The organism is Streptococcus sanguinis, from assembly GCF_050234405.1.
Lineage (GTDB): Bacteria > Bacillota > Bacilli > Lactobacillales > Streptococcaceae > Streptococcus > Streptococcus sanguinis_W.
This window is the reverse complement of sequence record NZ_CP092117.1, coordinates 121,676-143,985: the sequence shown is the minus strand read 5'-3', so window position 1 is coordinate 143,985 and position 22,310 is coordinate 121,676. Positions and strand designations below refer to the sequence as shown.

General features: G+C 40.6%; 23 protein-coding genes and 1 pseudogene. 14 read left to right on the top strand and 10 right to left on the bottom strand.

Annotated elements, in window-relative coordinates; translation table 11 throughout:
• Positions 1-41: 41 nt before the first annotated feature.
• The 9 genes from MFP28_RS00800 to MFP28_RS00760 all read right to left on the bottom strand — a co-directional run bounded on the left by MFP28_RS00800 (position 42) and on the right by MFP28_RS00760 (position 6,955).
• A complete protein-coding gene (locus tag MFP28_RS00800) occupies positions 42-1,274 on the bottom strand; it encodes a bifunctional folylpolyglutamate synthase/dihydrofolate synthase (RefSeq protein ID WP_002907753.1) in 1,233 nt (410 codons plus the stop codon).
• Positions 1,275-1,454: 180 nt separating this feature from the next.
• Entirely contained in the window at positions 1,455-1,766 is a 312-nt protein-coding gene (locus MFP28_RS00795; protein ID WP_002907747.1) for a DUF1292 domain-containing protein, read from the bottom strand.
• A 24-nt stretch (positions 1,767-1,790) separates the two neighbouring features.
• Positions 1,791-2,210, bottom strand: coding sequence for a Holliday junction resolvase RuvX (gene ruvX, locus MFP28_RS00790; protein ID WP_002907745.1), 420 nt, complete (start codon positions 2,208-2,210; stop codon positions 1,791-1,793).
• Positions 2,210-2,476: an IreB family regulatory phosphoprotein gene (locus MFP28_RS00785; RefSeq protein ID WP_002894075.1), complete on the bottom strand. Its 267-nt coding sequence runs from the start codon at positions 2,474-2,476 to the stop codon at positions 2,210-2,212. The genes ruvX and MFP28_RS00785 overlap by 1 nt, the downstream gene beginning before the upstream one ends.
• 177 nt (positions 2,477-2,653) lie before the next feature.
• On the bottom strand, positions 2,654-3,196 hold the full coding sequence (locus MFP28_RS00780; protein WP_002907743.1) for a hypothetical protein: 543 nt from the start codon (positions 3,194-3,196) through the stop codon (positions 2,654-2,656).
• A 105-nt stretch (positions 3,197-3,301) separates the two neighbouring features.
• The gene (locus MFP28_RS00775; protein ID WP_002907741.1) at positions 3,302-3,874 is read right to left on the bottom strand and encodes an SP0191 family lipoprotein; all 573 of its coding nucleotides are present in this window, start codon (positions 3,872-3,874) and stop codon (positions 3,302-3,304) included.
• Between the two features lie 134 nt (positions 3,875-4,008).
• On the bottom strand, positions 4,009-4,407 hold the full coding sequence (gene spx / locus MFP28_RS00770) for a transcriptional regulator Spx (RefSeq protein WP_002894078.1): 399 nt from the start codon (positions 4,405-4,407) through the stop codon (positions 4,009-4,011).
• An 85-nt stretch (positions 4,408-4,492) separates the two neighbouring features.
• Positions 4,493-5,641, bottom strand: a complete 1,149-nt coding sequence (recA, locus tag MFP28_RS00765) for a recombinase RecA (RefSeq protein ID WP_002907738.1) — start codon at positions 5,639-5,641, stop codon at positions 4,493-4,495.
• 57 nt (positions 5,642-5,698) lie between these two features.
• Positions 5,699-6,955, bottom strand: coding sequence for a competence/damage-inducible protein A (locus MFP28_RS00760; protein WP_032916165.1), 1,257 nt, complete (start codon positions 6,953-6,955; stop codon positions 5,699-5,701).
• A gap of 551 nt (positions 6,956-7,506) precedes the next feature.
• Here MFP28_RS00760 and MFP28_RS00755 point away from each other — a divergent pair.
• The 14 genes and pseudogenes from MFP28_RS00755 (at position 7,507) to MFP28_RS00690 (ending at position 21,499) form a co-directional block, all read left to right on the top strand.
• Complete coding sequence (locus MFP28_RS00755; RefSeq protein ID WP_000420682.1) at positions 7,507-7,821, top strand: YdcP family protein; 315 nt, start codon at positions 7,507-7,509, stop codon at positions 7,819-7,821.
• Between the two features lie 15 nt (positions 7,822-7,836).
• A complete protein-coding gene (locus tag MFP28_RS00750; RefSeq protein WP_000985015.1) occupies positions 7,837-8,223 on the top strand; it encodes a YdcP family protein in 387 nt (128 codons plus the stop codon).
• Positions 8,224-8,251: 28 nt separating this feature from the next.
• Positions 8,252-9,637, top strand: a complete 1,386-nt coding sequence (locus MFP28_RS00745) for an FtsK/SpoIIIE domain-containing protein (RefSeq protein WP_000813488.1) — start codon at positions 8,252-8,254, stop codon at positions 9,635-9,637.
• A gap of 177 nt (positions 9,638-9,814) precedes the next feature.
• Complete coding sequence (gene mobT / locus MFP28_RS00740) at positions 9,815-11,020, top strand: MobT family relaxase (RefSeq protein WP_000398284.1); 1,206 nt, start codon at positions 9,815-9,817, stop codon at positions 11,018-11,020.
• Positions 11,021-11,062: 42 nt separating this feature from the next.
• Positions 11,063-11,284 carry a hypothetical protein gene (locus MFP28_RS00735; RefSeq protein ID WP_001009056.1) on the top strand — a complete coding sequence of 74 codons (222 nt, stop codon included), beginning with the start codon at positions 11,063-11,065 and terminating at the stop codon, positions 11,282-11,284.
• Positions 11,285-11,400: 116 nt separating this feature from the next.
• Positions 11,401-11,898, top strand: coding sequence for an antirestriction protein ArdA (locus tag MFP28_RS00730; RefSeq protein ID WP_000342539.1), 498 nt, complete (start codon positions 11,401-11,403; stop codon positions 11,896-11,898).
• Positions 11,899-11,986: 88 nt separating this feature from the next.
• Complete coding sequence (locus tag MFP28_RS00725; RefSeq protein WP_000723888.1) at positions 11,987-12,379, top strand: conjugal transfer protein; 393 nt, start codon at positions 11,987-11,989, stop codon at positions 12,377-12,379.
• A complete protein-coding gene (locus tag MFP28_RS00720) occupies positions 12,363-14,810 on the top strand; it encodes an ATP-binding protein (RefSeq protein WP_000331160.1) in 2,448 nt (815 codons plus the stop codon). Before MFP28_RS00725 ends, MFP28_RS00720 begins: the two co-directional genes overlap by 17 nt.
• Positions 14,811-14,812: 2 nt before the next feature.
• Positions 14,813-16,990, top strand: a complete 2,178-nt coding sequence (locus MFP28_RS00715) for a CD3337/EF1877 family mobilome membrane protein (RefSeq protein ID WP_000804748.1) — start codon at positions 14,813-14,815, stop codon at positions 16,988-16,990.
• Positions 16,987-17,988 carry a lysozyme family protein gene (locus tag MFP28_RS00710; RefSeq protein ID WP_000769868.1) on the top strand — a complete coding sequence of 334 codons (1,002 nt, stop codon included), beginning with the start codon at positions 16,987-16,989 and terminating at the stop codon, positions 17,986-17,988. The genes MFP28_RS00715 and MFP28_RS00710 overlap by 4 nt, the downstream gene beginning before the upstream one ends.
• Positions 17,985-18,917 carry a conjugal transfer protein gene (locus tag MFP28_RS00705; RefSeq protein ID WP_001224318.1) on the top strand — a complete coding sequence of 311 codons (933 nt, stop codon included), beginning with the start codon at positions 17,985-17,987 and terminating at the stop codon, positions 18,915-18,917. The genes MFP28_RS00710 and MFP28_RS00705 overlap by 4 nt, the downstream gene beginning before the upstream one ends.
• A 313-nt stretch (positions 18,918-19,230) precedes the next feature.
• A pseudogene (locus MFP28_RS00700) lies at positions 19,231-19,278 on the top strand (hypothetical protein); the annotation flags it as partial.
• A gap of 15 nt (positions 19,279-19,293) precedes the next feature.
• Positions 19,294-21,213: a tetracycline resistance ribosomal protection protein Tet(M) gene (gene tet(M), locus MFP28_RS00695; RefSeq protein ID WP_000691736.1), complete on the top strand. Its 1,920-nt coding sequence runs from the start codon at positions 19,294-19,296 to the stop codon at positions 21,211-21,213.
• A 100-nt stretch (positions 21,214-21,313) separates the two neighbouring features.
• A complete protein-coding gene (locus tag MFP28_RS00690) occupies positions 21,314-21,499 on the top strand; it encodes a cysteine-rich KTR domain-containing protein (protein WP_011058338.1) in 186 nt (61 codons plus the stop codon).
• Between the two features lie 59 nt (positions 21,500-21,558).
• Here the strand turns inward: MFP28_RS00690 and MFP28_RS00685 are convergent, their stop codons facing one another.
• The gene (locus MFP28_RS00685) at positions 21,559-21,912 is read right to left on the bottom strand and encodes a helix-turn-helix transcriptional regulator (protein ID WP_001227347.1); all 354 of its coding nucleotides are present in this window, start codon (positions 21,910-21,912) and stop codon (positions 21,559-21,561) included.
• Positions 21,913-22,310 lie beyond the last annotated feature (398 nt).

Here is a 22,310-nt window from a genome sequence, read left to right as displayed (position 1 = left end):
TTCTGTCTTTATTGTACCAAAGCGAGACTCTGGCGGTCAATTTATAAACTTGTTAAATAAGCTCTGACTTCTGCAATAAAATAAAGAGAACCCGTAATGAAAAGCAGCTGATTAGCGTTTTGCCTCTCCTGAAAATTCTGAATAAGCTGCCGATAATCCTCTATGTATAAGAAGCCTTCCGCTTCAGCTTGACCAAGGGAATCTCCATCAGAAAAGGAAGTAACCGTCAACTGAACATCTGGCAGAGCCTCTCGCAGATAAGCCAGCATAGTGCTATAGTCCTTACGCTTGAGAGCACCAAAAAGAAGCAAGCACTCTTTATCATTCTGGCTTTGGATAAACTCTACTAACCTTTCTAGTGCAGGAAGATTATGGGCCCCATCAAGATAAATACCTGGACTGGCTTCTTCCAAGCGCCCTGCCCAGCGAGTCTCCTGCAAGGCCGTCCGAATCCTAGCAGAATCTATCTCCCAGCCCTGCTGCCGCATGAAGAGCAGAAAAACCTGCAGAGCCAGCGCTGCATTTTCCTCCTGATAGCCTCCCTTGAGGCCCAGTTTAAGATTGGATAACGTCACAGTCGAATTGGAAAAAGTCTGATTTGCCAGAGAAAAATCGCGACCATACTGATAGAGCTCTATTCCCAGCTCCTCAGCTCTCTGCTCACAAACCAATCGTACCTCCTCTGGCAGCGGCCCGATGACCGCTGGCCGCCCCGGCTTGAAAATCCCTGCCTTTTGCTCTGCTATCGCCGTCAAGCTCCTTCCCAGAGTCTCTTGGTGATCCAAGCCTACGGAGCTGATGACCGCAATATCTCCCGTAATGACATTAGTCGTGTCTAAGAGTCCGCCGATTCCCACCTCAATCAGGGCTATGTCCACTTCCTGCTCCTTGAAATAGAGAAAGGCAATCAAGGTCAGAATTTCAAAATAGGACAGCTGATCATGACTTTTGAGCAGTTCTTGCTCCATCTTTTGCACCTCTTGACCCAGACGGATAAAATCAGCTGGAGCAATCGGTTGACCGTTAATACAAATCCGATCGTGAATACTAATCATATGAGGCGAGGTAAAACTCCCTGTCTTGCGACCATGCCCCGCAAACAGCTGACGCATGAAAGCAATAGTAGAGCCTTTGCCATTTGTACCAGTTACATGAATCGTTGGAAAACTCTGCTCAGGATTTCCCAAAAGAGTCATTGCCTGCCGCATCCGCCCTAGACCCGAACGAAAGTTTAGACCAATTCGGCTGTTCAGCCATTCTTCAATTTCATTCATTTTCTTACCTAAAAAAGAGCAGCGAAGCAGAATTCAAATCTGAATTGCAACTCGCTCCTCTTTCTAATGTTTATGATATGAGATGGAAAATAACCGAGCCTTGGCTACTTCCTTCATCTGTCAAGTTTAGCTAGCATCTCGCCTGCGCTTGTCTTTTTTAGAAACGAGGCTAGGCCAATCTTACTCTTCCATAAAGCTGTTGAAGACTTCTTCAATCATATCCCATTCAGCATCTGAGTCTTCTGGGATTGGCTGCAGGTCGCCTTCTGTGCCATCTTCATTTTCAGTAAAGGAATAAGCTTGAATCTCTACTTCACCGTTCTCATCTTCTTCCGCATTAGCCGGAATCAAAAGAACATAATTCTTGCCAAACTCTTCCTTACCGTCAATGGTCAAAAGAATTTCAAATAAAGTCTCGTTCCCTTGCTCGTCAACCAAGGTGATTAATTCACGCTCTTCATGCTCGTGGTCATGGTTATGATTATGTGTCATACTAGTGTCTCCTTCATTTCTTTTCTAAAAATTTCGATCCAGATAATTCTGCAAAATCAGCTGCGCCGCCAGCTTATCAATAACTTTCTTACGCTTGTTGCGGCTAATGTCCGCCTGCTCCACCAGCATGCGTTCAGCAGCCACCGTCGTCAAACGCTCATCCTGATAATCAACCGGCAAACCAAACAGCTCAGCAACCCGCTGGCCATAAGCCTGACTGGCCTCCACTCGAGGCCCGCTGGTATTGTTCATGTTCTTAGGCAGGCCAATAACAAACTTATCAACCTTGTACTCTTTCACCAGCTCGCCCAAGCGCTCTAAGCCGAATTCGCCCTTTTCTTCATGAATCGGAATAATCTCCAGTCCTTGAGCTGTAAAACCAAGAGGATCACTAATGGCAACCCCAACCGTTTTCGAGCCCACATCTAATCCCATAATTCTCATTAGAGATCGACGCCTTGTCCTTTCAAATAATAACGAACCAACTCCTCAACAATCTCATCGCGCTCGTATTTGCGGATTTGATTGCGGGCATTGTTATAGCGAGGTACGTACGCAGGATCGCCACTGAGTACGTATCCCACGATTTGATTGATTGGATTGTATCCTTTTTCATTGAGCGACTTGTAGACATCGGTCAAAGTCTCGCTAATTTCCTTTTTATTTGAATCATCGAGATTAAAACGTACTGTTTCATCTGTAAATCCCACAATTACACCCTCTTTCTTTAGAATATCCCTATTATAGCATAATTATAGGCTTTTCACAAATTTAATTCACCTGAATTCTCCTAATTTTTCAATAAACTTTAGCTAATATTTATCCGAAGACTGACTCTAAAATCCAGCAAAAATCCAGCTCTCTTTAGAGAACTGGATGGAAACTTCCTAATTTGAAGCGGGCACTTCCACGCCGTCGCTTCCCTTAAACTTGTTCAGCAATTCTTCCGGAGTCAGGGTCTCGATCTGCTCAAACAGCTGCGCGTAGTTTGGAAGCTTTTTGGCTGCTTCGTAGTCTAGATTCTCCGGATCGATAGTCATCTCCAGAGAAATCTCTTCCGCTGTCATATCTGTTTTCAAGTCAAGACCAGTGATATTCACCGCCTCTTTCAGACCTAGTGCCTCCTCGATCAAAGACAGCATTTCCTTCTTCACAGTGGAAACATCCTGCTTTGACAGAGCTTCCTTGATGTTGTCAGGAATAGCCTTGCTGACATGCAGAATAACCTTATCATACTTCTGTCCGCTGTAGCTGACGGTTAAGATTCTGGTTTCTTTTCCATGTTCCAATTGCTTCTCAGTTTTATAGGACTTAGTGACAATATCTCCTTTTCCAGCCCCTCCCTGTGAGGATGAACTGTTATTTGACTGCTGACTGCAAGCTGTTAAGATTGCCAAAGCTGCCAGCAAAAAGACAATTAATTTTCTCATGTCTTATCTCCTTCAATATTGAGCTGATTTTATCATATCATTATAAAAACGGCGCTGTCAAACTGATTGTCACTCTGTCATTAAAATGTAATAAAAAAGAGCAGCTTATTTCTGCTCTTCTGCTCCATTCATCAGGAGATTGTTGATATATTCTTCTGGTGTCAGCTTAATCATTTCTTTGAGCTTGAGATTTTGAAAATAAGGCATAGACGCTGCTTTTTCGATATCTAGGCTCTCAAAATCATAGGTAGAAGTCATTTTCAGCTCGTTCTCATTCAAAATTGTCACTGAGCCGCTAAAGCCTTGAAGTCCACGAGCCTGCACATAGTCTGCATCCTGCTCCAGTGACTCATTGAGAGACTTCTGCGCTTCCTCCAGTCCCATCTGCTTGATAGCTTCTTTCATCTCATTATCAGTCGCGGTCAGCCTTTCAATAACCAAGCGTTTAAAATGCTCTCCCTGATAAGTCACTGTCTGGCTCTGCTGGTTTCCTCGTTCATCCTTTGGAAAAACAAGTGTCCGAGTAATCACTTCCTGCTGCTTAGCATTATCAATGATAGGCAAATTATTGCTGATTTCTTTCTTGTCAGCCGCATTCGAATTCGTCTCTGTCTTTTTATGTCCACAGCCTGCTAACAACGCCACACTCAAGCCCAGTCCTAATAAAATTTTCTTCATCTTCCATCCTCCTCAGAGATATTGTATCACAGTTCTGCTCCTTGTCAATCCATCCTGTCGCCAAAGCCCCTGTCAATCTGAACAAAAAGAAGAGCCGAGATTCTCTTCCCGACTCTTTCAGTTATATTCAAAGATTAGAGAGCTGCCCGCAGACGAGCTTCTGCATTTTCAACATTACGAACAGAACGTGGCAGAAAAGCACGGATATCATCTTCTTTGTAACCAACTTGGAGACGTTTATCATCCACTAAGATAGGACTTTTCAAAATACGCGGGGTCTCCATGATAATATCAAGAACTTCGTTGACACTTAACTCCTCAATGTCAACACCCAAACCTTTAGCATAGCGGTTTTTTGATGAAACAATGCTCGCGATACCATTTTCTGTTTTGGTTAAAATATCCAGAAGTTCCTCTTTGGTGATGCCTTCTTTGCCTAAATTTTGTTCTTTATAAGTTAATTGATGAGCGTTTAGCCAGGTTTTTGCTTTTTTACAACTAGTACAACTTGAGACAGTATAGATTGTGATCATGTAAGTACTCCTTTCGCTACACGATACTAATATCGTAGTCTATTATATCACAAAAACCATCGGTCTTGCGACCTATTTTGCAAAATTACTCTTCAATTTCGATGGCATCGTCCAAATCCAGAGTCACTTCTTCCATCGTTTCCACAGAGCTGTCAGCCTTGTTGCCAACCGCTTCTGCCAAGTCATCGCCTTCAATCAAACCATAGCGTACACGGACCTGACGGTCAATTTCGTCAAAGACTTCTGGATGATCAGCCAAGTACTTCTTAGCATTTTCAGATCCTTGACCGATTTTTTCATCATTGTAGGAGTACCAAGCACCCGCTTTTTTGATGATATCTAAATCAGTCGCAATCTTAATCAACTCACCTGTCTTAGAAATGCCTTCTCCGTACATGATTTCTACAAAGGCTTCCTTGAATGGCGGAGCAACCTTATTTTTAACAACCTTGATCTTGGTTTCTTTACCAACATTGGTATCCTTCTCATCACCAGTTCCCTTGATTTGAGTATTGCCACGGACATCCAAACGGACAGAAGCATAGAACTTCAGTGCACGGCCACCTGGTGTTGTTTCAGGATTACCAAACATAACGCCAACTTTTTCACGCAGCTGGTTAATGAAAATCGCAATCGTCTTCGTTTTGTTGATAGAAGCAGACAGCTTGCGCATAGCCTGGCTCATCATCCGAGCCTGCAAGCCGACATGGCTGTCACCAATATCGCCATCGATTTCTGCACGCGGTACCAGAGCTGCAACTGAGTCCACAACAACCAAATCCACCGCACCTGAGTCAATCAGCTTGCCGGCAATTTCCAGTCCCTGTTCCCCAGAGTCAGGTTGAGACAGCAGCAACTCATCAATATTAACACCCAGAGCAGCTGCGTACGATGGATCCAAAGCATGCTCAGCATCGATAAAGGCTGCGATACCACCTTCTTTTTGCGCTTGAGCAACTGCGTGAAGAGCAACGGTTGTCTTACCAGAAGACTCTGGACCGTAAATTTCAATAATCCGTCCCTTAGGATAACCCCCAGCGCCAAGAGCAATATCCAAGGCCAAAGAGCCTGAACTCATGACTTGAACCTTTTGCTCTGCCCGCTCGCCAAGACGCATAATGGCTCCCTTACCGAAGTCCTTTTCAATGTTTTTCAGGGCATTATCCAAGGCTTTTTGGCGCTCATCGCCGAATTTCTTTGAGATTTCGTCTAATTTTTTTTGTTTCTTTGCCATTTATTTCTCCTGTTTTTTCTAAAATGTCTTTTGGCCATCTGTTAATTATACCAAAATTCAGCTATTTAATAAAGTTTTTCGTACTAGGTTGAAGGCGTGCAGAACAGCAATTTTCCGCACATCACGACGACTGCGTCCAGCAATATTGACCTTAATAGTTTCCGTTCCTGAAGCACTAGCTAAACCGATAAAAACGGTCCCTGCAGGATAATCTTCCAGTGAATCTGGGCCTGCCACACCTGTCAAACTGACAGCTAAGTCACTTTCGGTTAGCTTTCTAGCCTGCTCTGCCATTTTCCCTGCCGTAAAAGCTGAAACAACTCCATGCTTCTCCAAGTCTACCAACGGAATATCTAGCATCCGGCTCTTTTCTTCCATGCTGTAGGTGACAAAGCCACCTGAAAAAATGGAAGAGGCTCCAGCAAAATCAGCCAAGGTCGCTTGAAAGAGGCCTGCTGTCAGACTCTCCGCCGCCGAAATCGTCTTCCCTTGACTCTTCAGCAACTCAAAAGCCACCTGTGCCAAGGAATTGTCATCCCCGTAACCATAGAAAATCTCTGACAAGGGCTGTCCCTCAAAAGTCTTATGTTCCAAAATTTCCTTTTCCACAGCCTCAAACTTGGTGTCAGCTTCTACCTGACTCAGAGCCTTGGTGGACAGTCGTAGGGTAACTTCCCCTGTCTTTGCATAAGGAGCAATGGTGGGGTCACTCTGCTGCTCAATCATCTCTGACAAAATAGTCACTAGCTGACTCTCGCCGATACCAAAGAAGCGCAGCACTCGTGAATACAATTTCTGGCCTGTGGATAAGAGGGGAACCAGCTCGTTATTGACCATGGGCTTGAGCTCACTAGGCGGGCCAGGCAGGACTACATAGGTCACTCCGTTTACTTCTAACAATCCTCCGACAGCTAAGCCGGTGGCATTTGGTAACGGAGTTGAGCCTTCGACCAGCTGGGCCTGACGCTCATTATTGGGCGTTCGAGCATAATCTGGCCGGCTAGCAAAAAAGCGATCCAGCTTTTCCACAGCCTGTGGGTCAAAGACTAGCTCACGCCCTAAGAACTTAGCCAAGGTCTGCTTGGTCAAATCATCCTCTGTTGGCCCCAAGCCTCCAGTCAGGATAATCAGATTACTGCGCCTTTGGGCAATTTCCAAAACAGAGAAGAGACGATTTTCATTGTCCCCCACTGCTGTTTGAAAATAAACATCAATCCCCAGACTCGCCAGTTTTTCAGATAAAAATTGGGCATTGGTATTGACAATCTGACCTGTCAGAATCTCGGTGCCCACAGCAATAATTTCTGCTTTCATAGAACCTCCTACCTTACAATTCGGAATTGGCTTTATTTTATCACAAAAAATCTTAAAAAAGTTGATTTTCATTTCAAGAAATAAAAAGAGCTGTCAAGCTCCTTGACAAACTTGTCAACATGCTGTGGAAAACTTTTAAGAGTGACTGATGTTAAGCAGAATAACTGGATTGTTAGGGAAATGCTATTGGCAAATGGTTTCATTATTTTTATAATAAAAATAGCATAAAAATCTAGTTATCCGCATAAAAACTGGACTTATCACACTTTATCAAGGTCAAAACCACTCAATTTACTACTAATTTACTACTTATGAATGAGCTTTGATACGACGATTTATCCTTGAAAAGTGAAGATATAAAGATACTTCCAATAAAATTTGAATATTTAATAGGTAGACACTTCAAAAAATGAGGTGTCTATTTTTTTACCCGATTTTGAAAGGAAGTGAACTTATGAAAACAAAAAATCAAGAATCAAAAGGTCGTTCCCCACTCTTTAAGACCATCAAACATTCATTCAGCCAATAAAAAAGAAAGGATAGGTAAAAATATGGAACTTAAATTTGTGATTCCCAACATGGAAAAAACATTCGGCAATTTAGAATTTGCTGGCGAGGATAAAGTCGTTCAGCGAAGAATCAACGGACGGCTAACTGTCTTATCAAGAAGCTATAATCTCTATTCTGATGTTCAAAGAGCAGATGATATTGTGGTGGTGCTTCCTGCTGAAGCTGGCGAAAAACATTTCGGCTTTGAGGAACGTGTGAAGTTAGTCAATCCACGTATTACCGCAGAGGGCTACAAAATCGGCACTCGTGGTTTTACAAATTACCTTTTACATGCTGACGACATGATAAAAGAATAAAGAAAGAGAGGAAAAATGATGAGATTAGCAAATGGCATTGTATTAGATAAAGACACGACTTTTGGAGAATTGAAATTCTCTGCTCTACGTCGTGAAGTGAGAATCCAAAATGAAGACGGGTCGGTTTCAGATGAAATCAAGGAACGTACCTATGACTTAAAATCCAAAGGACAAGGACGCATGATTCAAGTAAGTATTCCTGCCAGCGTGCCTTTGAAAGAGTTTGATTATAACGCACGGGTGGAACTTATCAATCCCATTGCGGACACCGTTGCTACTGCCACCTATCAAGGAGCAGATGTTGACTGGTATATCAAGGCAGACGATATTGTGCTGACAAAGGATTCTAGTTCATTCAAAGCTCAACCACAAGCAAAGAAAGAACCGACACAAGACAAATAGTCGCTAGGTAGAAAGGAGACTTTTTCGCATGAAACAGCGTGGTAAAAGGATTCGCCCATCTGGTAAAGATTTAGTCTTTCATTTTACGATAGCGTCACTCCTGCCTGTTTTCCTGCTGGTTGTCGGACTGTTTCATGTGAAGACAATCCAGCAGATCAACTGGCAGGATTTTAACCTATCACAAGCAGATAAGATTGACATTCCCTATTTAATTATCAGTTTCAGTGTCGCAATTCTTATCTGCTTGCTGGTAGCGTTTGTATTCAAACGGGTTCGCTATGATACGGTTAAACAACTTTACCACCGTCAAAAACTGGCAAAGATGATACTTGAAAACAAGTGGTATGAATCTGAACAGGTCAAAACAGAGGGTTTCTTTAAAGATAGTGCTGGTCGTACAAAGGAAAAGATAACCTACTTCCCTAAAATGTATTATCGACTTAAAAATGGCTTGATACAGATACGGGTGGAAATCACGCTGGGAAAATATCAAGACCAACTCTTACACTTGGAAAAGAAATTAGAGAGTGGCTTGTACTGTGAGCTGACGGATAAAGAGTTAAAGGATTCCTATGTGGAATATACTTTGCTCTATGACACCATAGCCAGTCGTATTTCTATTGATGAAGTAGAAGCTAAAGATGGTAAACTTCGCTTAATGAAAAACGTATGGTGGGAATATGATAAGCTCCCTCATATGTTGATTGCTGGTGGTACAGGTGGCGGTAAAACTTACTTTATACTGACACTGATTGAAGCCTTGCTTCATACAGATTCAAAACTGTATATTCTTGACCCGAAAAATGCTGATCTTGCGGACTTAGGTTCTGTGATGGCAAATGTCTACTATAGAAAAGAAGACTTGCTTTCTTGCATTGAAACATTCTATGAAGAAATGATGAAACGTAGTGAGGAAATGAAGCAGATGAAGAACTATAAGACTGGCAAAAATTATGCTTACTTAGGTCTCCCGGCACACTTCTTAATCTTTGATGAATACGTCGCTTTCATGGAAATGCTGGGAACAAAAGAAAACACCGCAGTTATGAATAAGCTGAAACAGATTGTCATGTTAGGTCGTCAAGCTGGCTTCTTTCTAATACTGGCTTGTCAACGTCCAGACGCAAAATATTTAGGCGACGGAATCCGTGATCAGTTTAATTTCAGAGTGGCTTTAGGTCGTATGTCTGAAATGGGCTATGGCATGATGTTTGGCAGTGACGTACAAAAGGATTTCTTCTTAAAGCGAATCAAAGGTCGTGGCTATGTTGATGTAGGAACAAGTGTCATATCAGAGTTTTATACTCCCCTTGTACCAAAAGGATATGATTTCTTGGAGGAAATTAAAAAGTTATCCAACAGCAGACAGTCCACGCAGGCGACGTGCGAAGCGGAAGTCGCAGGTGTGGACTGATCTTGCTGGCTGGTGTGGCAATAGCCACGCCAGCACTTAACCCCCCGTATCTAACAGGGGGGTACAAATCGACAGGAAACAGTCAAAAAAACATTAGAAAATCCTTTGGTTACAAGGGATTTACAAAATTTCAGCGTATGTCAAATGGGCTTTAAAAGTTGACATACGCCTTTTTGATTGGAGGGATTTTTACTGAATGAACAAACTTGGTTACAGCATTTAAAAGAAAAACGCTTGGCTTATGGACTATCTCAAAACCGTTTAGCTGTTGCGACTGGTATTACAAGGCAGTATCTAAGCGATATTGAAACAGGAAAAGTCAAGCCATCAGAGGATTTACAGCAGTCCCTTTGGGAAGCTCTGGAACGCTTCAATCCCGACGCTCCCCTTGAAATGCTGTTTGATTATGTAAGAATTCGCTTTCCGACAACAGACGTACAGCAGGTGGTCGAAAACATCTTACAACTGAAACTGTCCTATTTTCTTCATGAGGACTATGGTTTCTATTCTTATTCAGAGCATTATGCTTTAGGCGACATATTCGTCCTTTGCTCCCATGAACTGGACAAAGGAGTTCTGGTGGAATTGAAAGGTCGTGGGTGCAGACAATTTGAAAGCTATCTTCTGGCACAACAAAGAAGCTGGTATGAGTTCTTTATGGACGTTTTGGTGGCTGGCGGTGTGATGAAACGCCTTGACCTTGCCATTAACGATAAGACAGGGATTTTAAATATCCCTGTACTCACTGAAAAGTGCCAACAGGAAGAATGTATCTCCGTCTTCCGCAGTTTTAAAAGCTATCGCAGTGGCGAACTGGTACGCAAAGAGGAAAAGGAATGTATGGGAAACACCCTCTATATCGGTTCATTACAAAGTGAAGTTTATTTCTGTATCTATGAAAAGGACTACGAGCAGTACAAGAAAAATGATATTCCCATTGAAGACGCAGAAGTAAAAAACCGTTTTGAGATTCGATTGAAAAATGAGCGTGCCTATTATGCAGTCCGTGATTTACTCGTCTATGACAATCCAGAGCATACCGCCTTTAAAATTATCAATCGGTATATCCGTTTTGTAGATAAAGACGATTCCAAACCTCGTTCTGATTGGAAACTGAATGAAGAATGGGCTTGGTTTATTGGGAACAATCGTGAACGATTAAAACTAACCACAAAACCAGAGCCTTACTCCTTCCAAAGGACGCTGAACTGGCTATCTCATCAAGTTGCCCCGACCTTAAAGGTTGCGATTAAACTTGATGAAATCAACCAGACGCAGGTTGTAAAAGACATTCTCGACCATGCGAAACTGACAGACCGACACAAGCAGATTTTGAAGCAACAGTCAGTAAAAGAACAGGACGTGATAACAACAAAAAAATAACTCAAATACAAATTCATTGAATATAGAGAGGAGAACATTTTTATGAATTTTGGACAAAACCTTTATAACTGGTTTCTATCAAACGCTCAATCACTGGTGCTTTTAGCAATCGTTGTGATTGGCTTGTATCTTGGCTTCAAGCGTGAGTTTAGCAAACTGATTGGCTTTTTAATTATTGCGATTATTGCGGTTGGCTTAGTCTTCAACGCTGCTGGAGTAAAAGACATTTTACTAGAGCTATTCAATCGCATTATTGGTGCTTAAATAAAACCGTTCTTTTGTGGAATATAAGTGGTTTTCTTATGTTCCGCAAAGGAATGGTACACCAAACGAAGTGCGGTAGGGATTTTTGAATCTCTACAAAGAAAGGACGTGAATATATGGACGATATGCAAGTCTATATTGCGAATTTAGGCAAATACAATGAGGGCGAATTGGTCGGTGCGTGGTTTACCTTTCCCATTGACTTTGAGGAAGTCAAAGAGAAAATCGGCTTGAATGATGAATATGAGGAATACGCCATTCATGACTACGAGTTACCCTTTACGGTTGACGAATACACTTCCATTGGCGAACTCAATCGACTATGGGAAATGGTATCGGAATTACCCGAAGAATTACAATCGGAGCTATCTGCTCTGCTCACTCATTTTTCAAGCATTGAAGAACTAAGCGAACATCAAGAGGATATTATCATTCATTCCGATTGTGATGATATGTATGACGTGGCACGCTACTACATTGAAGAAACGGGTGCTTTAGGCGAAGTACCAGCTAGTCTTCAAAACTATATTGATTATCAAGCCTATGGTCGGGATTTAGACCTTTCAGGAACGTTTATCTCAACCAATCATGGGATTTTTGAAATCGTCTATTAAATCTGTCGGTACATTACTACTGGCAGATTTTCTATTTTACGGGGTGGCTCAATCAGCTACCCCTATTTTTTATGAAAGGATTGATTACATGAAGAAAATACGAAGCTATACCAGTATCTGGTCTGTGGAAAAGGTACTGTATTCTATCAATGATTTTAGACTTCCGTTTCCCATAACCTTTACGCAAATGACATGGTTTGTCGTGTCACTCTTTGCAGTGATGATACTTGGCAACTTGCCCCCTCTTTCCATGATAGAGGGAGCATTTCTCAAATACTTTGGGATTCCTGTGGCTTTCACATGGTTTATGTCTACAAAAACTTTTGATGGTAAAAAGCCTTATGGATTTTTGAAGTCTGTCATTGCTTATGCACTGCGACCAAAGCTGACCTATGCAGGAAAAAAAGTAACGCTTGGCAGAAACCAGCCACAAGAAGCCATTACAGCAGTTAGGAGTGAATTTTATGGCATATCCAATTAAATACATTGAAAACAATCTCGTCTGGAATAAAGACGGGGAATGTTATGCTTACTATGAGCTTGTTCCTTACAATTACTCATTTCTAAGTCCAGAACAGAAAATACAAGTGCATGATTCTTTCAGACAGCTTATCGCACAAAATCGTGATGGCAAAATTCATGCTTTACAAATCAGTACAGAATCCAGCATACGTTCTGCACAAGAGCGTTCCAAAAATGAAGTCACTGGCAAGCTCAAAGCGGTTGCCTATGACAAAATCGACCAACAGACAGACGCTTTAATATCCATGATTGGCGAAAATCAAGTGAACTACCGTTTCTTTATCGGCTTTAAGTTGCTTCTCAACGATCAGGAGTTTTCTATGAAAAGTCTTACCGTTGAAGCAAAAAATGCTTTGTCTGATTTTGTCTATGATGTGAACCATAAGCTGATGGGCGATTTTGTTAGTATGAGTAATGATGAAATCCTGCGTTTTCAGAAGATGGAAAAGCTCTTAGAAAATAAAATCTCTCGTCGTTTCAAAATCCGCAGGTTAGATAAGGACGACTTCGGCTATCTGATTGAACACCTTTACGGACAGACAGGCACTGCCTATGAAGAGTATGAGTACCATCTATCAAAGAAAAAGCTGGATAATGAAACGCTGATTAAATACTATGACTTGATTAAGCCTACTCGCTGTTTGGTGGAAGAAAAACAGCGATATTTGAAAATCCAGCAGGAAGATGAAACCGTCTATGTAGCTTACTTTACCATTAACAGCATTGTCGGAGAACTGGACTTCCCGTCCTCTGAAATCTTCTACTACCAGCAACAGCAATTTACATTCCCGATTGATACGTCAATGAATGTGGAAATTGTAGCGAATCGTAAAGCCCTATCTACTGTCCGCAATAAAAAGAAAGAACTGAAAGACTTGGATAACCACGCTTGGCAAAGTGATAATGAAACCAGCTCCAATGTGGCGGAAGCTCTGGAAAGTGTGAATGAGCTGGAAACCAATTTAGACCAAAGCAAGGAATCTATGTACAAGCTGTCTTATGTGGTAAGGGTATCAGCAAATGATCTTGACGAACTCAAACGTCGTTGTAATGAAGTGAAAGATTTTTATGACGATTTAAGCGTAAAACTGGTACGACCATTTGGGGATATGCTCGGCTTACATGAAGAATTTTTACCTGCCAGCAAGCGTTATATGAATGATTATATTCAATACGTGACCTCTGATTTCCTCGCTGGTTTAGGTTTTGGTGCTACTCAAATGCTGGGGGAAAATGAGGGGATTTATGTTGGCTACAGCTTAGATACTGGACGCAATGTCTATCTGAAACCTGCTCTTGCCAGTCAAGGGGTTAAGGGTTCAGTAACCAATGCGTTAGCGTCGGCTTTTGTTGGTTCGCTGGGTGGTGGTAAATCCTTTGCGAATAACCTTATCGTCTATTATGCGGTGCTTTATGGGGCACAAGCAGTGATTGTAGACCCAAAAGCAGAACGTGGCAGATGGAAAGAAACCTTGCCAGAGATTTCCCATGAAATCAATATCGTCACTCTGACTTCTGATGAGAAAAACAAAGGCTTACTTGACCCTTATGTGATTATGAAAAATCCCAAAGATTCTGAATCACTGGCTATTGATATTCTGACATTCCTTACGGGGATTTCCTCTCGTGATGGGGAACGCTTCCCAATCCTTAGAAAAGCCATTCGTGCAGTAACCAATAGTGAAGTACGAGGGTTGATGAAAGTGATTGAGGAATTACGGGTTGAGAATACGCCACTAAGTACCAGTATAGCCGACCATATCGAAAGTTTTACAGACTATGACTTTGCACATTTATTATTCAGTAATGGTTATGTGGAGCAGTCTATCAGCTTAGAAAAACAACTGAACATTATACAGGTTGCGGACTTGGTACTTCCCGACAAGGAAACTTCCTTTGAGGAATATACCACTATGGAGCTTTTATCCGTTGCTATGCTGATTGTCATTAGTACCTTTGCTTTAGACTTTATCCATACAGACCGAAGCATTTTCAAGATTGTAGATTTAGACGAAGCATGGAGCTTTTTACAGGTAGCACAAGGAAAAACACTATCTATGAAGCTGGTTCGGGCTGGTCGTGCTATGAACGCTGGGGTATATTTCGTGACCCAAAATACAGACGACCTCTTAGATGAAAAACTGAAAAATAACCTCGGCTTAAAATTTGCATTTCGTTCCACTGACCTTAACGAGATTAAAAAGACCTTAGCCTTTTTTGGTGTAGACCCAGAGGACGAAAACAATCAGAAGCGATTGCGTGATTTGGAAAACGGGCAATGCCTTATCAGTGATTTATATGGTCGTGTCGGTGTGATACAGTTCCACCCTGTATTTGAAGAACTGCTCCATGCCTTTGATACCAGACCACCTGTGCGAAAAGAGGTGTAAATGTGAAACCATCAATAGTAAACAGAATAAAATCAAACTGGACGCTGAAACGTCTAGGTAAAGTGGCAATGACAGTGGCTTTCACACTTGTGATTGCCATTTTTCTTTTAGCCATGCTGGGAACGGTGGTTCAAGCTGCGGGCTTGGTAGATGATACGGTCAATGTGGCAAATGAATACAGCCGATACCCACTTGAAAACTATCAACTGGATTTTTATGTGGATAATAGCTGGGGCTGGCTTCCGTGGAACTGGTCGGACGGGATTGGAAAACAGGTCATGTATGGACTATATGCCATTACCAATTTTATTTGGACAATCAGTTTGTATGTTTCCAATGCGACAGGTTACTTAGTACAGGAAGCCTATTCCTTAGACTTCATTTCCGCTACAGCAGATTCCATTGGTAAGAATATGCAGACCTTAGCTGGTGTGAGTGCAAACGGATTTTCAACAGAGGGTTTCTATGTTGGATTCCTCTTACTCTTGATTTTGGTTCTTGGGGTTTATGTTGCCTATACGGGACTGATAAAGAGAGAAACCACAAAGGCAATTCATGCCATTATGAATTTTGTGCTGGTGTTTATCCTATCGGCTTCCTTTATTGCCTACGCTCCCGACTACATTAAAAAAATCAATGACTTTTCATCAGACATCAGTAATGCCAGTTTATCACTTGGCACGAAGATTGTCATGCCCCATTCCGATAGTCAAGGCAAGGACAGCGTGGACTTAATCAGAGATAGCCTGTTTTCCATACAGGTTCAGCAACCGTGGCTACTGCTTCAATACAACAGTTCAGACATTGAAAGTATCGGTATTGACCGTGTGGAAAGCCTGCTCTCCACCAGCCCAGATTCCAACAATGGCGAAGACAGAGAAAAAATTGTTGCGGAAGAAATTGAAGACAGAAGCAATACCAATCTAACCATTACAAAGACCATTAACCGTTTAGGTACAGTCTTCTTCCTATTTGTCTTCAATATTGGGATTTCCATATTTGTATTCCTATTAACAGGAATCATGATTTTCTCGCAGGTACTTTTTATCATCTATGCTATGTTTCTGCCTGTGAGCTTTATTTTAAGCATGATTCCATCATTTGATGGTATGTCAAAACGAGCCATAACAAAGCTCTTTAATACCATTTTGACACGAGCTGGAATCACATTGATTATTACGACAGCATTTAGTATTTCAACCATGCTCTATACCTTATCGGCTGGTTATCCGTTCTTTTTGATTGCTTTTCTACAGATTGTGACCTTTGCAGGAATCTACTTCAAGCTGGGCGATTTAATGAGTATGTTTTCTCTACAGAGTAACGATTCTCAAAGTGTGGGAAGTCGTGTGATGAGAAAACCTCGTATGCTTATGCACGCTCACATGCACCGTCTACAGCGGAAACTTGGACGTTCCATGACTACTCTAGGGGCTGGGTCTGCCATTGTTACAGGTAAAAAAGGACAGTCGGGTTCGGGGAGTTCTGCAAGGACACAAGCAGATCACTCCCGACCAGACGGAAAGGAAAAATCAACACTTGGAAAACGTATCGGTCAAACCATCGGTACAGTAGCTGATACCAAAGACAGAATGGTAGACACTGCTAGTGGTTTGAAAGAACAGGTTAAAGATTTGCCGACCAATGCAAGATATGCAGTATATCAAGGAAAATCCAAAGTAAAAGAGAATGTCCGTGATTTAACCAGTAGTATTTCTCAAACCAAAGCGGACAGAGCCAGTGGACGCAAGGAACAGCAGGAACAAAGGCGAAAAACCATTGCGAAGCGTCGCTCTGAAATGGAACAGGTCAAACAGAAAAAACAGCCTGCTTCTTCTGTTCATGAAAGACCGACTACAAGACAAGAACAATATCATGATGAACAGACCTCAAAACAGTCTAATATTCAGACTTCATATAAGGAATCTCAACAAGCCAAACAAGAGCGTCCAGCAGTTAAGTCCGATTTTTCAAGTCCAAAAGTGGAACGCCAAGGCAATACCGTTCAAGAAAAAACCGTTCAAAAGCCAGCAACTTCAACCACTACAGCAGATAGAACTTCACAACGTCCAATCACAAAAGAACGTCCGTCTACTGTTCAAAGAGTACCACTACAAAATACAAGAAGTAGACCACCAATCAAAACCGCCACCATTAAGAAAGTCGGTAAGAAACCATGAAGTTGAAAACTTTAGTGATTGGTGGTTCTGGATTATTCTTGATGGTCTTCTCACTGCTTCTGTTTGTTGCCATTTTATTTTCAGATGAACAGGACAGCGGAATTTCCAATATTCATTATGGAGGTGTGAATGTTTCCGCAGAAGTGCTGGCTCATAAGCCTATGGTAGAAAAATATGCCAAAGAATATGGCGTTGAAGAATATGTCAACATACTTCTTGCGATTATACAGGTGGAATCGGGCGGTACTGCGGAAGATGTTATGCAGTCCTCGGAATCCCTCGGTCTTCCACCTAATTCATTGAGTACAGAAGAATCCATTAAGCAAGGTGTGAAGTATTTCAGTGAATTATTAGCCAGTAGCGAAAGGCTCAGTGTAGATTTAGAATCGGTTATCCAGTCCTACAATTATGGTGGTGGTTTCTTAGGGTATGTGGCTAATCGTGGAAATAAATATACCTTTGAACTGGCTCAAAGTTTCTCAAAAGAGTATTCAGGTGGCGAAAAAGTGTCTTACCCCAATCCCATAGCCATACCTATCAATGGGGGCTGGCGATACAACTATGGCAATATGTTTTATGTGCAACTGGTAACGCAGTATCTTGTCACAACAGAGTTTGATGATGATACGGTACAAGCCATCATGGACGAAGCACTGAAATATGAGGGCTGGCGATACGTTTACGGTGGAGCTTCCCCGACTACTTCTTTTGATTGTAGCGGACTGACACAATGGACGTATGGAAAAGCTGGAATTAACTTACCACGAACCGCACAACAGCAATATGATGTGACCCAGCATATCCCACTATCGGAAGCACAAGCTGGCGATTTGGTTTTCTTTCATTCTACCTATAACGCTGGCTCTTATATTACTCATGTTGGGATATACCTTGGCAATAACCGTATGTTTCATGCAGGCGACCCAATCGGTTATGCCGACTTAACAAGCCCCTACTGGCAACAGCATTTAGTGGGAGCAGGACGAATCAAACAATGAGAAAGGAAGATTTAATGATGAAATTTAGAAAAAATCAGAATAAAGAAAAACAGATACCAAAGGAAAAGAAACCTCGTGTCTATAAGGTCAATCCTCATAAAAAGGTTGTGATTGCCTTGTGGGTACTTTTAGGGCTTAGTTTCAGCTTTGCGATATTCAAGCACTTTACAGCTATAGATACTCATACTATTCACGAAACAACTATCATAGAAAAGGAATACGTTGATACTCATCATGTAGAAAATTTTGTAGAGAACTTTGCGAAAGTCTACTATTCATGGGAGCAATCCGATAAGTCCATTGATAATCGAATGGAAAGTCTAAAAGGCTATCTGACAGATGAACTTCAAGCTCTCAATGTTGATACAGTACGCAAAGATATTCCTGTATCGTCTTCTGTAAGAGGATTTCAGATATGGACGGTAGAGCCAACTGGCGACAATGAGTTTAATGTAACCTACAGTGTAGACCAGCTCATTACAGAGGGAGAAAATACAAAGACCGTCCACTCTGCTTATATAGTGAGTGTCTATGTAGATGGTTCTGGAAATATGGTACTGGTTAAGAATCCGACCATTACCAACATACCTAAGAAATCAAGTTATAAACCAAAAGCCATTGAAAGTGAGGGGACGGTTGATTCCATTACAACCAATGAAATCAATGAGTTTTTAACGACGTTCTTCAAGCTCTATCCTACAGCGACAGCCAGTGAACTTTCCTACTATGTGAATGACGGGATATTAAAACCAATCGGAAAAGAGTACATCTTTCAAGAACTGGTAAATCCTATTCACAATCGTAAGGATAATCAAGTCACGGTATCGCTGACAGTGGAGTATATCGACCAGCAGACCAAAGCAACGCAGGTATCTCAATTTGATTTGGTACTTGAAAAGAACGGGAGTAATTGGAAGATTATAGAATAACAAATATTGGTACATTATTACAGCTATTTTGTAATCACGTACTCTCTTTGATAAAAAATTGGAGATTCCTTTACAAATATGCTCTTACGTGCTATTATTTAAGTATCTATTTAAAAGGAGTTAATAAATATGCGGCAAGGTATTCTTAAATAAACTGTCAATTTGATAGTGGGAACAAATAATTGGATGTCCTTTTTTAGGAGGGCTTAGTTTTTTGTACCCAGTTTAAGAATACCTTTATCATGTGATTCTAAAGTATCCGGAGAATATCTGTATGCTTTGTATGCCTATGGTTATGCATAAAAATCCCAGTGATAAAAGTATTTATCACTGGGATTTTTATGCCCTTTTGGGTTTTTGAATGGAGGAAAATCACATGAAAATTATTAATATTGGAGTTTTAGCTCATGTTGATGCAGGAAAAACTACCTTAACAGAAAGCTTATTATATAACAGTGGAGCGATTACAGAATTAGGAAGCGTGGACAAAGGTACAACGAGGACGGATAATACGCTTTTAGAACGTCAGAGAGGAATTACAATTCAGACAGGAATAACCTCTTTTCAGTGGGAAAATACGAAGGTGAACATCATAGACACGCCAGGACATATGGATTTCTTAGCAGAAGTATATCGTTCATTATCAGTTTTAGATGGGGCAATTCTACTGATTTCTGCAAAAGATGGCGTACAAGCACAAACTCGTATATTATTTCATGCACTTAGGAAAATGGGGATTCCCACAATCTTTTTTATCAATAAGATTGACCAAAATGGAATTGATTTATCAACGGTTTATCAGGATATTAAAGAGAAACTTTCTGCCGAAATTGTAATCAAACAGAAGGTAGAACTGTATCCTAATATGTGTGTGACGAACTTTACCGAATCTGAACAATGGGATACGGTAATAGAGGGAAACGATGACCTTTTAGAGAAATATATGTCCGGTAAATCATTAGAAGCATTGGAACTCGAACAAGAGGAAAGCATAAGATTTCAGAATTGTTCTCTGTTCCCTCTTTATCATGGAAGTGCAAAAAGTAATATAGGGATTGATAACCTTATAGAAGTTATTACTAATAAATTTTATTCATCAACACATCGAGGTCCGTCTGAACTTTGCGGAAATGTTTTCAAAATTGAATATACAAAAAAAAGACAACGTCTTGCATATATACGCCTTTATAGTGGAGTACTACATTTACGAGATTCGGTTAGAGTATCAGAAAAAGAAAAAATAAAAGTTACAGAAATGTATACTTCAATAAATGGTGAATTATGTAAGATTGATAGAGCTTATTCTGGAGAAATTGTTATTTTGCAAAATGAGTTTTTGAAGTTAAATAGTGTTCTTGGAGATACAAAACTATTGCCACAGAGAAAAAAGATTGAAAATCCGCACCCTCTACTACAAACAACTGTTGAACCGAGTAAACCTGAACAGAGAGAAATGTTGCTTGATGCCCTTTTGGAAATCTCAGATAGTGATCCGCTTCTACGATATTACGTGGATTCTACGACACATGAAATTATACTTTCTTTCTTAGGGAAAGTACAAATGGAAGTGATTAGTGCACTGTTGCAAGAAAAGTATCATGTGGAGATAGAACTAAAAGAGCCTACAGTCATTTATATGGAGAGACCGTTAAAAAATGCAGAATATACCATTCACATCGAAGTGCCGCCAAATCCTTTCTGGGCTTCCATTGGTTTATCTGTATCACCGCTTCCGTTGGGAAGTGGAATGCAGTATGAGAGCTCGGTTTCTCTTGGATACTTAAATCAATCGTTTCAAAATGCAGTTATGGAGGGGATACGCTATGGCTGTGAACAAGGATTGTATGGTTGGAATGTGACGGACTGTAAAATCTGTTTTAAGTATGGCTTATACTATAGCCCTGTTAGTACCCCAGCAGATTTTCGGATGCTTGCTCCTATTGTATTGGAACAAGTCTTAAAAAAAGCTGGAACAGAATTGTTAGAGCCATATCTTAGTTTTAAAATTTATGCGCCACAGGAATATCTTTCACGAGCATACAACGATGCTCCTAAATATTGTGCGAACATCGTAGACACTCAATTGAAAAATAATGAGGTCATTCTTAGTGGAGAAATCCCTGCTCGGTGTATTCAAGAATATCGTAGTGATTTAACTTTCTTTACAAATGGACGTAGTGTTTGTTTAACAGAGTTAAAAGGGTACCATGTTACTACCGGTGAACCTGTTTGCCAGCCCCGTCGTCCAAATAGTCGGATAGATAAAGTACGATATATGTTCAATAAAATAACTTAGTGTATTTTATGTTGTTATATAAATATGGTTTCTTGTTAAATAAGATGAAATATTTTTTAATAAAGATTTGAATTAAAGTGTAAAGGAGGAGATAGTTATTATAAACTACAAGTGGATATTGTGTCCTGTATGTGGAAATAAAACACGATTAAAGATAAGGGAAGATACTGAATTAAAAAAATTCCCCCTCTATTGTCCGAAATGCAGACAAGAAAATTTAATTGAAATAAAGCAGTTCAAAGTAACTGTGATTACAGAGCCAGACGCAAAGACGCAGAGCCGATAAAATGAGATTAATACAATCTCATTTTATCGGCTCTTTCCGTTATGTATGGATTCTTTTAATTAGTCTTCGATGTTTCTTGCTTCGTTGATACCGCTGGCTAAAGATTCCATTAAGGATAGTTCTTTGTCTGTAAAGCTATCCATGTATTTCTCTATCTGTAATCGTCGGGTGCTTTTTACCAAGTTATTAGCAGGTAAGAAAAATTCATCAACGGAAACATGAAGTAACGATACAAGGTCATAAAGAACTTGTATGCTGGGGTGTTGCCCTTTATTTTCAATATTAGTTAAGTACCGTGGGTCAATTTCAATCAATGCTCCCACTTGTTCACGAGTTAAACCTCGTTTCAATCGAGCTTCTTTAATGGCTAAACCAAAGGCTCTAAAATCATATTTATCTTCTTTTTTACGCATAGTAGACCACCTCTATACATTTTATTGTTCCTACTGAATTAAAAACAGGTATAGAAAAACGTGTTATATGGTTTATAGGTTTATATTTAATAAAAAGCACTACTAAACGCCAATAAAAAAAACCGTTATATGGTAGTGCTATTTACGCTGTTAAAATATTGTATATTACTTCCAAATGGCGGTTTGTTGGAGGTCAACGTCGCCATGAAGTACATCATATACAATAAATTTCCTTACATTGGGTTCTTGTCAAAAAAAGTCGTCTATCTGCAATAGATAAGTACGTCCACCAATGTGGTTTTATAAATCATATAGATAGAATAACAGAAGCATGTAAACAGAGAAATAAATCTGTTTATATGCTTTTTTGGCTATTCAGAACTTTTTTACAAAGTTTA

Coding starts and splice junctions, on each gene's coding strand:
- MFP28_RS00780 (WP_002907743.1), bottom strand. CDS start 3,196: ATGAGAAAATTAATTGTCTTTTTGCTGGCAGCTTTGGCAATCTTAACA.
- MFP28_RS00705 (WP_001224318.1), top strand. CDS start 17,985: ATGAGAAAGGAAGATTTAATGATGAAATTTAGAAAAAATCAGAATAAA.
- MFP28_RS00750 (WP_000985015.1), top strand. CDS start 7,837: ATGATGAGATTAGCAAATGGCATTGTATTAGATAAAGACACGACTTTT.
- MFP28_RS00730 (WP_000342539.1), top strand. CDS start 11,401: ATGGACGATATGCAAGTCTATATTGCGAATTTAGGCAAATACAATGAG.
- MFP28_RS00755 (WP_000420682.1), top strand. CDS start 7,507: ATGGAACTTAAATTTGTGATTCCCAACATGGAAAAAACATTCGGCAAT.
- spx (WP_002894078.1), bottom strand. CDS start 4,407: ATGATCACAATCTATACTGTCTCAAGTTGTACTAGTTGTAAAAAAGCA.
- MFP28_RS00725 (WP_000723888.1), top strand. CDS start 11,987: ATGAAGAAAATACGAAGCTATACCAGTATCTGGTCTGTGGAAAAGGTA.
- MFP28_RS00760 (WP_032916165.1), bottom strand. CDS start 6,955: ATGAAAGCAGAAATTATTGCTGTGGGCACCGAGATTCTGACAGGTCAG.
- MFP28_RS00720 (WP_000331160.1), top strand. CDS start 12,363: ATGGCATATCCAATTAAATACATTGAAAACAATCTCGTCTGGAATAAA.
- MFP28_RS00735 (WP_001009056.1), top strand. CDS start 11,063: ATGAATTTTGGACAAAACCTTTATAACTGGTTTCTATCAAACGCTCAA.
- MFP28_RS00685 (WP_001227347.1), bottom strand. CDS start 21,912: ATGCGTAAAAAAGAAGATAAATATGATTTTAGAGCCTTTGGTTTAGCC.
- MFP28_RS00710 (WP_000769868.1), top strand. CDS start 16,987: ATGAAGTTGAAAACTTTAGTGATTGGTGGTTCTGGATTATTCTTGATG.
- MFP28_RS00775 (WP_002907741.1), bottom strand. CDS start 3,874: ATGAAGAAAATTTTATTAGGACTGGGCTTGAGTGTGGCGTTGTTAGCA.
- MFP28_RS00795 (WP_002907747.1), bottom strand. CDS start 1,766: ATGACACATAATCATAACCATGACCACGAGCATGAAGAGCGTGAATTA.
- recA (WP_002907738.1), bottom strand. CDS start 5,641: ATGGCAAAGAAACAAAAAAAATTAGACGAAATCTCAAAGAAATTCGGC.
- ruvX (WP_002907745.1), bottom strand. CDS start 2,210: ATGAGAATTATGGGATTAGATGTGGGCTCGAAAACGGTTGGGGTTGCC.
- MFP28_RS00745 (WP_000813488.1), top strand. CDS start 8,252: ATGAAACAGCGTGGTAAAAGGATTCGCCCATCTGGTAAAGATTTAGTC.
- MFP28_RS00800 (WP_002907753.1), bottom strand. CDS start 1,274: ATGAATGAAATTGAAGAATGGCTGAACAGCCGAATTGGTCTAAACTTT.